This window comes from Vibrio sp. PBL-C16, from assembly GCF_034321865.1.
Classification (GTDB): Bacteria; Pseudomonadota; Gammaproteobacteria; order Enterobacterales; family Vibrionaceae; genus Vibrio; species Vibrio alginolyticus.
The window spans coordinates 2,298,220-2,310,735 of record NZ_JAXLNY010000002.1; the positions used below are offsets into that span (position 1 = coordinate 2,298,220).

The 12,516-nt window shown below is 43.9% G+C and carries 13 protein-coding genes and 1 tRNA gene; 6 read left to right on the forward strand and 8 right to left on the reverse strand.

Annotated elements, in window-relative coordinates; all coding sequences use genetic code 11:
• Positions 1–171 precede the first annotated feature (171 nt).
• Together UQW94_RS18730 and UQW94_RS18735 are read right to left on the reverse strand one after the other, a co-directional pair.
• Positions 172–999 (reverse strand): CheR family methyltransferase, encoded by an 828-nt coding sequence (locus tag UQW94_RS18730; protein ID WP_005382024.1) that lies wholly within the window; start codon positions 997–999, stop codon positions 172–174.
• Between the two features lie 11 nt (positions 1,000–1,010).
• Complete coding sequence (locus UQW94_RS18735; protein WP_005382022.1) at positions 1,011–1,937, reverse strand: chemotaxis protein CheV; 927 nt, start codon at positions 1,935–1,937, stop codon at positions 1,011–1,013.
• A gap of 76 nt (positions 1,938–2,013) precedes the next feature.
• On the opposite strand from UQW94_RS18735, the gene flgA reads away from it, so the two are divergent.
• From flgA to UQW94_RS18750, 3 genes are all read left to right on the forward strand, one after another.
• Entirely contained in the window at positions 2,014–2,760 is a 747-nt protein-coding gene (flgA, locus tag UQW94_RS18740; protein ID WP_005382020.1) for a flagellar basal body P-ring formation chaperone FlgA, read from the forward strand.
• Positions 2,761–2,876: 116 nt separating this feature from the next.
• Positions 2,877–3,191 carry a flagellar biosynthesis anti-sigma factor FlgM gene (gene flgM / locus UQW94_RS18745; RefSeq protein WP_005382018.1) on the forward strand — a complete coding sequence of 105 codons (315 nt, stop codon included), beginning with the start codon at positions 2,877–2,879 and terminating at the stop codon, positions 3,189–3,191.
• Positions 3,192–3,218: 27 nt separating this feature from the next.
• Positions 3,219–3,644, forward strand: coding sequence for a flagella synthesis protein FlgN (locus UQW94_RS18750; protein WP_005382015.1), 426 nt, complete (start codon positions 3,219–3,221; stop codon positions 3,642–3,644).
• 102 nt (positions 3,645–3,746) lie between these two features.
• Here UQW94_RS18750 and flgP read toward each other — a convergent pair whose 3' ends face one another.
• The gene (gene flgP / locus UQW94_RS18755) at positions 3,747–4,178 is read right to left on the reverse strand and encodes a flagellar assembly lipoprotein FlgP (protein ID WP_005382014.1); all 432 of its coding nucleotides are present in this window, start codon (positions 4,176–4,178) and stop codon (positions 3,747–3,749) included.
• Between the two features lie 9 nt (positions 4,179–4,187).
• A complete protein-coding gene (locus tag UQW94_RS18760) occupies positions 4,188–4,826 on the reverse strand; it encodes a FlgO family outer membrane protein (RefSeq protein ID WP_005382013.1) in 639 nt (212 codons plus the stop codon).
• 169 nt (positions 4,827–4,995) lie between these two features.
• Between UQW94_RS18760 and UQW94_RS18765 the strand changes: the two genes are divergently transcribed.
• The 3 genes from UQW94_RS18765 to UQW94_RS18775 all read left to right on the forward strand — a co-directional run bounded on the left by UQW94_RS18765 (position 4,996) and on the right by UQW94_RS18775 (position 7,167).
• Complete coding sequence (locus tag UQW94_RS18765; protein ID WP_005382012.1) at positions 4,996–6,129, forward strand: flagellar assembly protein FlgT; 1,134 nt, start codon at positions 4,996–4,998, stop codon at positions 6,127–6,129.
• A gap of 175 nt (positions 6,130–6,304) precedes the next feature.
• Positions 6,305–6,381, forward strand: a tRNA-Arg gene (locus UQW94_RS18770).
• A 279-nt stretch (positions 6,382–6,660) separates the two neighbouring features.
• Positions 6,661–7,167, forward strand: coding sequence for a hypothetical protein (locus UQW94_RS18775; protein ID WP_005382011.1), 507 nt, complete (start codon positions 6,661–6,663; stop codon positions 7,165–7,167).
• Between the two features lie 114 nt (positions 7,168–7,281).
• On the opposite strand, the gene UQW94_RS18780 is transcribed toward UQW94_RS18775, so the two are convergent.
• The 4 genes from UQW94_RS18780 to chiP form a co-directional block, all read right to left on the reverse strand.
• Positions 7,282–8,244, reverse strand: a complete 963-nt coding sequence (locus UQW94_RS18780) for an OmpA family protein (protein ID WP_005382010.1) — start codon at positions 8,242–8,244, stop codon at positions 7,282–7,284.
• A gap of 640 nt (positions 8,245–8,884) precedes the next feature.
• Positions 8,885–10,312, reverse strand: a complete 1,428-nt coding sequence (gene gltX / locus UQW94_RS18785) for a glutamate--tRNA ligase (protein WP_322142481.1) — start codon at positions 10,310–10,312, stop codon at positions 8,885–8,887.
• Positions 10,313–10,489: 177 nt separating this feature from the next.
• Positions 10,490–11,086, reverse strand: a complete 597-nt coding sequence (locus UQW94_RS18790) for a DUF2057 domain-containing protein (RefSeq protein WP_005382008.1) — start codon at positions 11,084–11,086, stop codon at positions 10,490–10,492.
• A gap of 123 nt (positions 11,087–11,209) precedes the next feature.
• Positions 11,210–12,331: a chitoporin gene (gene chiP / locus UQW94_RS18795; protein WP_017819978.1), complete on the reverse strand. Its 1,122-nt coding sequence runs from the start codon at positions 12,329–12,331 to the stop codon at positions 11,210–11,212.
• Between the last annotated feature and the right edge of the window lie 185 nt (positions 12,332–12,516).

Below are 12,516 nucleotides of genomic sequence, written 5' to 3' on the forward strand. Positions count from 1 at the left end.
AATGTCATGTCGTATCACTTTGCTCACTTAATAAAGATACACCGTGTTGAGGGCACAAGGCAAAAACGCGCTTCAACTAATTGAGTGATACATGAAACGCTCGGCGCAGAAAGGTAACAAACAAAAAAGCCTGACACGAAGTCAGGCTTTTCTATCAATGAAGAGATACCGCTATTTAAGCTTGTAAATGATGCCCGGATTACAGCGCACCATTTCAAATTTATCAGTCAGACCAGTTAGCGACTCTGATGCCCCTAACAGCAAGTAACCACCAGGGTTTAAACTGCTCGCCATTTGGTTAAGCACTTTAGATTTCATTTCTGGAGAAAAGTAAATCAATACGTTACGACAGAAAATGATGTCGAACTTACCCATCAGTGCGTAACTGTCCATCAAGTTTTGTGGACGAAAGTTCACCAAACGCTTGACGTTATCTTTGACTTTCATGCGACCACCGTCCGCATTTTCAAAGAAGGTGCGACGACGTTCTGGTGAAAGCCCGCGACCCAAAGCCAAGTTGTCGTACACCCCTGCACGACACATCTCGAGCATACTTGCCGAAATATCTGTGGCTGTAATGGACACGTTTGGTAACAAGCCCGGCTTGCGCTGTTGCGTTTCCAGGATCGTCATTGCAATAGAATACGGTTCTTGGCCCGATGAACTGGCAGCAGACCAGATCTTAATTGGGCGCTTGCTTGCCGCTACTTCTGGCAATAATTTGTCAGCTAAAACCGTGAACGGATAAGTATCTCGAAACCACAAGGTTTCGTTAGTCGTCATCGCATCCACAGCGGCGACTCGTAATTCTCGATTACGCCCTGTAACAACATCACGTAGCAAATCTGATAACGATGCGAGCTTAAACTTCGTCACTAAAGGACTCAGTCGGCTACGCACGAGGTATTGCTTGCTATCACCTAACACGATGCCACATTGCGATTCTAGAAAACGGCTAAAGTCACGATACTCTTGATCACTGATTGTAATAGCAGTCATTAATGTCTCTTTTATTGTGTTAATGCAGATTTAACCGCGTTACCCAACTCATCTGGGTTAAATTTCGCAATGAAGGTGTTGGCACCTACACGCTCAACCATAGCTTGGTTGAATACACCACTTAATGAAGAATGGAGGATAACATAAAGGTCTTTCAAATCGGCATGTCTGCGAATTTCAGCCGTTAAGGTATAGCCGTCCATTTCTGGCATTTCAATATCGGAAATAACCAACGAAATTTGATCGTAGATATTGCCTTCTTGAGCCATTTCAATCAACTTATTGTACGCTTCTTTGCCGTCTTTGACAGATACGACCTCAAAACCGATGGATGTAATCGCACGCTCTACCTGTTTACGCGCGACCGTCGAGTCATCAGCAATCAGTATACGGCGTACAATAGGCTTTTCTTGTTCTGCTTGTGCGATTTCTTCGCCAATAGCGGAATCCATCGTTTCATCAACTGGCGCAATTTCTGCCAGGATTTTTTCAACGTCAAGGATTTCAACCAGCTCATTGTCAATGTTTGTAACGGCAGTCAAGTAGTGCGCTTTACCTGCGCCGTCTGGCGGTGGCAAAATCGCTTCCCAATGCATATTGATAATACGCTCAACCGATGATACCAAAAATGCTTGGATCGTACGGTTAAATTCTGCAATAACAACAAAACATTTATCTAAATCAGTGGTTGGGCGGCCACCAATTGCCAGGCTCAAATCAATAACGGACACGGTATGGCCGCGGATATGAGCGATACCTTTAACCAGAGGGTGTAGATTTGGCATTGAAGTCAGCTTAGGGCACTGTAGTACTTCTTTCACTTTGAATACGTTAATGCCGTAGCGCTGTCGGCCCATCAGTCGAAAGGTCAATAATTCCAATCGGTTCTGACCGACGAGTTGCGTACGCTGATTCACCGAGTCAAGAATCCCCGTCATATGCTCATCTCCATCTCAAACTTTTTGTTTTTAAATGATACTCTACCACTGGCAAGCACGATACCAGGGAGACAGTATGGCGTATTTCACTTTCACTTCGACACCATTGACTATGACAATATGTAGAGCGCTAATTACAAAGTACGCTAAGTCTATCGGCATTTTGCTCAGTATGTTTAGCTTTTTTGTTCATTCAGCTTCAGATAATCAGATCGAGCAAATAAAAACAGCAGCAGAACAACATATTCTTGCTACGGTTGATCAGCCTGATGGTGGCGAGCTATCTGTTAATGCGGCAGAGATCGACTCGAGAATAAAAGCAACGGATTGCCCTGTTCCGTTAGATACATCTGCCTCTTCCACCAGCAGCACGAGAAGTAACATCAATGTGTTAGTAGAATGCCAACCGGATGACTGGAAAGTCTATGTCCCTGTAAGGATCTCGGTATCAGTACCAATGATCGTCGCGACACGAACACTAGGGAGAGGAGAAATCGTCAGCGCATCGGATGTTACCACTTCCATGATCGAGCTACAGCGCTTTCGTAAAGATGGATTTTCTAGCTACGATCAAGTGGTTGGGGCAAAGCTAAAGCGTAATGTTCGCTTAGGCGATGTCGTAGAGAGAAATGATGTTTGTGTGGTATGCCGAAATGAAAAGGTCATTATCAAAGCGGTGAATTCTGGCATGACGATCACAACGCAAGGCACAGCATTGCAGGATGGTTCAGCTGGCGATCAAGTAAGAGTGAAAAATGATAAGTCACAACGTATAATAGAAGGCATAGTGACTGACATTGCGGAAATCACTGTTAATTTTTAATCCCCACTGGTAGCGTGTTTAAACTGATCAATAAAAATGCAAAAAATGACTAAAGTTATTTTTGCGCTGGTCGATAGTCTGGATACCAGTATTACGATACAAGGCAAAGGTTAAACATGGCAGGTATAGATAATATACGTTCAGGGCAAATGATGACGACAACAAGTCGCGCACCTGCACGTAACGATTCCAATGCTACCAGCACGACAGAATCAAAAAAGGCGCCAGCGCAACAAGACGCAGTATCACTCAGCCAGCAAAGTAAAGCCGTCAGTAAACTCCAGAAGGATATGGCAGCTTCTCCGGCATATGACAGCGCCAAAGTTGCAGCAATCAAAGAAGCTATCACAAACGGTTCATACAAAGTCGATCCTGAAAAATTGGCTGACAACATGATTAAGTTTGAAAACGAATTGCAAGGCAAAAGCTAACTGACTTAGGCCGAAGGTAAATATTTTATGGCAGCATTAGTCGATCTCGTTAATTTCCAGCTAGAAAATGCTAAGGCACTTTCCGCTGTTTTACGCCAAGAAACACAAGCAATCACGGCGCGTGTCTCTACCGAGATTGAGAACATTGCCAAACAGAAGATGACGCTCATTGATCAGCTCAGAACAACTGATCAGCGAATCGCCTCTCACCCGCACGTCAATCAACTTACTGAAGATGAGCACCTAAGTCAGGTTGTTGCTCAGATCCAATCGATCGTCCTAGACTGTCAACAAGTTAACCAAGTAAATGGCGAATCGCTTAGTCGCGCACAGCTGAGCTTCAATAAACTCAACAACATGCTTCAGCGAACTCATGGCAAAGTTGGCATGACCTACAATGCGGGCGGAAAAACCCACACCATCTCGACGCTTGGCACCAATATAAAAGCTTAAACGTCACTCCTACCCTCAATTCCCGCGCTCACGTAGATATAAAAAAGCGACTCATTGTTACCAATAAGCCGCTCAAAAAGATTATCTGTCTAGTGAAATGGTTTAAAACAAGGTTTGCTGACGCTTCTCAGGCACCTGCTGAACTTCTCCATAATCACGTAGCTTATCCATCTTACGGATATCCAGACGCAGCTCAGTCACATAACTGTCTTCAACAAGATAACTACGCACAACTTCTGCACCACGAATTACACCATCGACGGCACCAGTGGTGCTTTCAATACCCAAACGCTGGTCTTGCAGCTCTGCACGTCCACTAACACGCATGCCATAAACTTGCTCTGCTAGCTCACGATAAGCATCAATTTTTGATGCGCGCATTGCTCGTACACGCTTTTCTTCTACTGTGCGGCCTGTTTGCTCACTGACGCTGGCGTAGCCCACCGCCACTAAGATTTCATCTTGACGCATCTGTTGTAATGGCTGACACCCAACCAATATCAGTGTGGCAACAATAAATAATAACTTCTTCATGCTTCTATCCTATGGACGGAGAATCACAGTGTACGGCTGACGAATGGTAGGGTCAGAACGAATCAACACACCATCTTGTGTGCGGATGCTATTTAACGTATCTAAGTCACGCCCAATACGGTCAGCCGGAAGGAAACCTTGCGCTGTCGCTACAACTACACGGCTTTGCATGCCAACCACGCGTGCATTGACAAGCACTCCGCCCTCTTGGCGCAACATTGTTCCGGTCAGTACATACTGAATTTGCTGCTCTTGAGCTAAATCTTGCCAATCACGACTTAAAGCAAAATCGCCCTGCTGCGTCACTTGAATAGAGCCCGTAGTTTTGAAATCAACCACTTTAAACCCTCGGCGCTGAAACTGATGGATAAAACCTTCAGAGACCGAGTTACCTAACCAGTTTGTTGCATCCATATTTTGTAGATCAACAAACGAGGTAATCGCAATCGGTGTCCGCGCTGATACTGCCACATTAGAAACCATCAGGTCTTCTGTCATGCTCTCAATGAAAAAGTCCATCGTATGACGCGGACTATCCATCAGCATGAACTGGCTTCCCGAGTACGGTTCTTTACCATTGTAAATCGGTGAGTACGCGCACGATGTCAGAAGCGTCATCATCGATGCGGCGACAAGCCACTTTTTCATGGTTTGATTCTCCAGATAATCTTAGGTGATACCGTTCTTTATTAATTCCTTTCCAAGAAAATGAATATTGGAACAGTCTTTGCTTTTCTTTGTTTGTCTAACGAAGAAAAACCCACCAAACTTCACTGAATTTGTTAAAGCAATATTTATACCCGAACGGTTGTAACCAATGAAAAAAATATTAAACAGTCTGTTTTCAATCACTTTAGTGATGCTTGTGCCTTTTAAGGTAATGGCATCTTGGTATGAAGTCACAGGCGTTGCCACCATCGTTTCTTCAGAAGAGACGGCAAGGCTCCATGCGTTGGAAGACGCGCTGTTCAAAGCCGTCAATTTTTCGGGCGCAGATATTGGCAGTATTAGCAACTTGATGCCGCTATTAGAAGAAAGCCGCAACGAATACCAGTTTACCAATCATGAAGTCCGTTACATTTTGGTCGAGTCTGAACGCAAACGTCGCGGTAAAGTCGAGGTAAAAATCCGCGTTGATATTTATCCATCGGCAACGGGTTGCCACACCGATCAATACAAAAAGACAATGCTGGTCGGCAATATTGAGGTCGCATCACCACAACAAGCAGTGATGGGACAAATTTATCAAGTTGGTGACGATTTTAGCCACGTAGTGAACCGTCAACTTGATCAAACCTCACGCAGCTTTGTGTCTGTTGGTACAACGGACTACTCAATAAGCAGCAACTATCCTGCTCGCACTCAAATGATCGCGCAAGACAATGGCGCACAATACATCATTGGAGGGGTCATCACCGATCTCACTGCAACGGTCGAATCTCAACTATTGCAAGATGACATCATCAATCGTCAGTTTGCGTTAGAAATGAAAGTATTTGATGGTAAAACTGGCCATGAAATCTTCAACAAAGCCTACCGTGAGGTCGCGCGTTGGCCATTTGCTAAGACGAGTCAAGTGGACACTCGTAGTGCACGTTTTTGGGCATCGACCTATGGCGAGATGATGCTTCGCGTTAGTCGCAATATTATGTTGGATCTGGAGTCGGAGCTATCTTGCAAAATTACACTGCCAGAGGTTGTGGCAGTCTTCGGTAATACCGTAACGATGGATCTCGGCCGTATGCACGGCGTAAAAGAGGGAGACAAATTACAGCTTTGGCACACCGCGTCGTTTATCGACCAAAATGGATTGCCAAGAAACAAAGTCTCGCAAAGCGAAATTACATTAACGGTATCACGCATATACGAACACGAAGCGGAACTGACGATTGATCAGCCAAATTTAGCGTCTAGCGTTCAAATTGGCGACGTAATGAACAAGATCCTATAAAAGCAAACATTAAGTCTTGAGATATGCTCACTTTTGAATATCATAGGCAGCGCATCTTATTTGATTATACCAATGACCGTAGCGAATCGTTCAACGTGATGCTGATACAGATCTGGTAGATTGCTAGATTTGAACTCAGTAAAACAGTGCAATGAACTGCAACTATTGGTATTACGCCCCCATGGCACAGCTGGATAGCGCAGTCCCCTCCTAAGGGACAGGTCGTAGGTTCGAATCCTACTGGGGGCGCCATATCATAGCCTTAGCTCCCACTTGAGCTAAGGCTTTTTTGTATCTTCAATTTCAAGCCTCGCACTGCTCCCCCTAGTACACCGTGTTAGATAATCTTCCCAGTAATCAATATGATCGGATCGGGTGTTTCGGTTACGGGATAAAGCCTTCTACTGATCTGACTTCTTCCCCTTGAAATCATTTCAACAAGCCCTATTTACAGTTTTGTATTTTATTACTTTAATTATCTATGAGTTTTGCTTACCCTTTTAGCTATTAATAAAATTATTAGTTAGCACTATGTCTAAGAGCAATTTAATAACTAACACTGGACACCGCTTTATTTCTAAAGGCAAGACAGCCTTTAAGATACATATCCATACCCCCGAGGATACGGTACTACACCGCTCGGTAGGATTTGTTCGTATTGGAGAAAAAAAAGGCTTACAAAAAGCCATTAAGCTGAGAAACGAGTTAGGCCGGCAAATGTGGGGCAAATTCTGGCGACGTCTTTTGAAAGACCCTTACCTAATGACTAGGCTTCCACATAGCGTTGAGCCTAAAATCGTTCACAAGCCTAACCCTACTCTTGAAAACCCTGACAACCGAGATACGTGTTACATCGCCAAGTGGCGAGAGTTCAATGATGACGGTGAGTATAAATATAAAACGGTGGTTCGCTCTATTAGTAAGTACGGCAAACTTGCCGCCTACATGCAAACCAAAAAAGCGTTGTTAGAAGCACATAAAGATAACTTGGAGATCCTGACATTTATGGGGCGTTTAAACAGCATTGATCTTAAGTAATACCTAGCCACTTTGAACATTTCAGTCAGTTTTTAAAGAGAAATAAAAAGCCCCAAAGAGCGAACTCTTTGGGGCTTTCAGCTTCAGTCTTCTATACTACGGTCGAATAGGAGCTTATTGCTGAACTTGGTATTCAAATTCTGGAACAACGACTTCTACGCGACGGTTTTGTTGACGACCTTCACGAGTGTCGTTTGAAGCGATTGGGTTGTTTTCACCTTCGCCACGAGCTTGGATACGTGATGAATCAATACCTTTTTCAACGAGTGCGTTAGCAACAGACTCAGCACGTTTTTCAGAAACTTTTAGGTTGTAAGCTGCTGGACCAGACGTATCTGTGTAACCTACAACTTCAACGTTCGCTTGTGGGTGCTCGTTTAGGAAAGCAACTAGGTTATCAAGTTTTGCAGCGCTCTCTGGTTTTAGAGTTGTGCTGTTTAGATCGAAGCTACCTGTACCAATTGTTTGAGTTTCGAATGTTTTCGTAACTACAACTGGCTCTTCTACCACTTCTTCTACAACCACTTCTTCAACAACAACTGGCTCTTCTACGATTACTGGCTCATCGTTGCCGCCGAATTTGAAAGAAACACCTAGTGTTGCAGTGTTACCTGTCGCACGAGTTACATCGTTGCTGATGTCAGTCAGTGTTTGGTATTCCGCACGAGCTGTTACGTTTTGGCTTAGGTTGAATTCAAGACCAGCTGCGCCTAGGTAAGAGTAATCATCTTTGCCATCAAACATTACGTAAGCGCCACCCACTTTACCGTAAAGTGCGATGTCTTCAGTGATTGGTAGGCTAAATTTAGGAGCAAGAGTGATTGCTTCTACGTGGCCACCGAAAGAAGTTTGGTTAAAATCACCGATGTTGTCGAAACCCGCTTCTACTGCGAAGTATTTATTCATTTCGTAACCAACAAAAGCGCCAAGAGTAGAATCGTCTTTGTCACAAGCCTGGCCCGCTACACACGCGTCTTCCATCCATGACTTACCCATCTTACCACCAACGTATACTTCTGCTTGTGCTGCTGAAGCCATAAGTAGAGACGCTGAAATTACCGCTGCTAATTTTTTCATTATTGATTCCTCTAAAGAAGTTCTTTTGTTAGATGCCGAAATGCGCCGTCTGACTGACGTTGTATTTCAATTCTTTTTATTCATTCCTTGAGTGAGATACTTAGTCAGCTTCTTTTTATGCACATGCATTTTTTTTATGGAAGCAACTTACGTACATTTCCTGTTCAGTGATACATATCGCCATCTCGGTATCGCTGACGGGATGAACTATAACGCTAAGAAATCGCGAGAAAAATCCCAATTCTGTCAATTTATTGTCATCAAAAATCTCGACAACATGTGATCTTAAGCAAAAAAATCCCCACGCAATCACGACGCAAACGTTTGCTTTATTTTTTGAAACAACATAGCTAAAGCAAAGGTTTTTCTTAAAAATGAGACAAACAAAATGGAACTTTAAGGAACATGGATAAAAATCAATCAGATGTTTGATATATAATCGCTCGTTTTTTATTCATGCCAACGATATTTGGATTAAAAAATCTTATCCATATTGAGGTAAATTACAGGTGAAACCATCTCTTCATTCACCAATATGAGAGAAAGTTTCTCGTTATCTAAATTGAAGATACAAAAAAGCCGCGGTTGCTCACCGCGGCTTTGTGACTATTTATTCAAAAGAACGTTCAGTTCAAAGCAATTATGCGTTTGCTTCACGCTCAGCAATGAACTCAAGCGCCATCTTAATGCGAGCAATACAACGCTCTTTTCCAACCAGCTCCATTACTGCATCGACAGAAGGAGACTGACCGCCTCCTGTTACAGCAACACGTAATGGCATACCGATTTTGCCCATGCCGATTTCCAACTCTTCACATACTGCTGCGATAACGCCATCTTTGATGTTCGCTGTCGTCCACTCAGTTAGTGCTTCCACTTTCGCTAATGCAAGTTCTAGAGGCTCTTTAGCCACGCCACGTAGGTGTTTCTTCGCTGCGCCCGCTTCAAACTCAGAGAAATCTTCATAGAAGTAACGGATTTGCTCAGCTAGCTCAACTAGTGTGTTGCAACGCTCACCCACTAGCTTGATCACGTCAGTGATAGCAGGACCATTCGTTACGTCTAGTTTTTGTTGATCTAGATGCCATTGTAGATGCTCAGCAACGTACGCAGGATCTGAGTTCTTGATGTAGTGGTTGTTCAACCATTGCAGTTTGTCAGTGTTAAAAGCAGACGCTGACTTAGATACTGCGTTTAGGCTAAATAGATTGATCATCTCTTCTTGAGAGAAGATTTCTTGGTCACCATGAGACCAACCAAGGCGCACTAGGTAGTTGTTTAGTGCCGCAGGCAGGTAGCCCATATCGCGGTATTGCATGACTGATACAGCGCCGTGACGTTTAGACAGTTTCGCGCCGTCATCACCCAGGATCATTGCACAGTGTGCAAATGTAGGTACTGGCGCACCTAGTGCTTCGTAGATGTTGATTTGACGAGGCGTGTTGTTGATGTGGTCTTCGCCACGAACAACGTGAGTGATACCCATGTCCCAGTCATCCACTACTACACAGAAGTTGTAAGTAGGTGAACCGTCAGTACGACGAATGATTAGGTCATCCATTTGATCGTTGCGGATTTCAATGCGACCACGGATTTTATCATCAAATACTACGCTGCCTTCTTTCGGGTTACGGAAACGGATAACACATGGATCGCCATCTTTTGCCGCTTCGTTTGCTGCTTTGATTTTTGGATGGTTAGCATCGTAGCGAGGCATTTCTTTATTTGCTTCTTGCTCTGCACGGATTTCATCTAGCAGCTCTTTAGAGGCGTAACATTTGTAAGCTTTGTCTTCAGCAAGAAGCTTATCAACCATTTCGTTGTAACGGTCAAAACGTTGAGTTTGGTAGTAAGGACCTTCATCCCACTCCAAGCCTAGCCATTCCATGCCTTCAAGAATTGCATCAACCGCTTCCTGAGAGTTACGCTCAAGGTCTGTATCTTCGATACGTAGAACGAATTCACCACCTTGGTTTTTAGCGTATAGCCAAGAGTAAAGTGCAGTACGCGCACCACCAACGTGTAGATAGCCAGTTGGGCTAGGAGCAAAACGAGTTTTAACCGTCATTTGAGTTCCTTAGGGGTAATGAGCAACGAGAGATCTCTCGTTGTAATGTCAAGGATAAAAGTGGCGACATTTTACCACCGTAAGTCAATTCTACAATCGGTTTGACAACAGAAATAAAAACAGGGCAGAACCAAAAAGGCACAGCCCTGCTATTTACTGTTAAAGCACAAGGCGAAATTACTTCAGGTTACGCATTGCCCATTGCATAAATTCTTGCTGCTCTTCACGGCTCAATTCATTAAACGATGCTTTGATTGTTTTGGTTTCCGCTGGAGAAGACGCAATGCTTGCCTTAGTCGATTCTTTATTCATTGCGTTATTATAGTCGGCAACTTCTCGTTCGTAATCACGAAAACCTTGCAAACCACCTTTACGAAGTTGAACCATAGAGAATGCCACTTCTTTTCCGTTTTTGTCTTTCAATACCACTTTAGGATCGAGTTCGAAGGCTCTCGCCTCTTCAATAGTACGGAATGTTTGATAAGTCAGAGAAAGCTCGGTGTCTTTTTCTGCATCAAACTCTAATACTAGTGGCTGCGAATCGAATTTACGGCGCTTTCCATCTTCAAATACAATTTGTCCAACCGTTACCGCCAATTGGTTTTCCCCATCTTTTAACTCGATGCTGTTATTCTTGGATATCCACTCAGGGTAGACGAACTCGCCGTTGAGAACGCGAGGGACTAATTCAGATTGCAGAGTGAGTTGAGCAGCAAAAGCTGGCGCCGAAAGCATTGCGCAAAGTCCGAGAAGTGTCGTTGTTTTTTTCATCATGGTTTCTCACTTTATACCAATTTAGATAAGCCTCTAAAACTTACAGGCCAGTCATTTCAAAGGCTTATTTGAATAAGTATCAAGATAAAAAGGGCGTTTCCGCCCTTTTAACTGCTTCTTTAGTTAGAAGTAGTATTCAACACCTACAGAGAACTCGTCGTAGTCAGCAGACTTCCAACGTGCTTCTGTTGGTTTATCTAATTGAGACGCACCGTCGCCAAAGTCTAGAGTACGAGCACGTACGTACAGCACTGCCGATGGGTCTACGAAATACATAACTTGTGCTGATAACACATCGTCCGCTGTATCGTTAATTTTCTTACCATCACGCTCGAGATCAAAGTTAGCGGCGTAAGCCAGTTTGTATTGCCAATCACCCGTGGTGTACATGATAGCGGCAGACATTGCATCTTGCTTTTCACTCACACCATTGCTTGCGTCCGCCTCCATGTATTTGTATTGCGCGAAGAAAGAGATCCCGTTATCAAACCAGCCTTGTGCCCCTACCAAGTACGTGTTGTTTTCCCACGTTTGGCTTTCCATCTTGATATTACGGTTACCTTCATATGCCGCATCTAACTGGATAGGACCAATTTTGTAGTGTGCTGCGATACCACCCCAGTAGTCATCCCCTTCACCTAGACCTGCTTTATCACCTGCACCAGCTGCGATATCTAGGGAGAATTTGTCAGCAAACATTGGAGAGTCCCAGCGGATAGTGTTTGATTGACGGTCTTGGTACTTGGCGCCACCAATAGCACCACCCCAGTCGTATACATCGCCCAGGCCAGGGTTAGATGCTGGCCAGTCAACCAATTCGTACATAGGTGTCAAAACGCGACCCAGGCGAATTTGCCCCCAAGATGCACTTTCAAAACCGACGAATGTGTCACGTTCACCAAGACCTGCGCCCTCGCCACCAAAGCTAGGGTCTACATAACCGCCTTCGATTTGCCAAATAAAAGTAGGGTCGAAGTTAGCAAATTGTTTCTTACCACGGAAACCGATACGAGATTCGTTGTTTAGCTGCATGCCACCCAAGTCATCGTCCGTTGCTTTGCTGCCAGAATCGTAATCGCGGTACGCGGCCTGCATCGCGATGATCCCGTAAACTTCATAAGAAAATGAATCTTTGGTTAGAAACTCTTTTGCTGCGTCACTGTTTGCACCATCAGCAAATGCAACACCACTGAACATCATGCCGGTAATTGCCGTGGCAAGTAGGCTTTTCTTTAGGTAAGACATTATAAACCCCTATATTTTTAGTTTTTTCCATTTTCAAATTCACTAACTAGGACATGGCAGGAACTTGAAACAGTGTTTGGACGGGGCAAATATGACAAACTTTTTTCGCACTAAAAAACTTTCCCTACAGCAATCTGAGCGACTTCAAAATGAGAAGATCAAAAATAAAATAAATCAACAAAAAA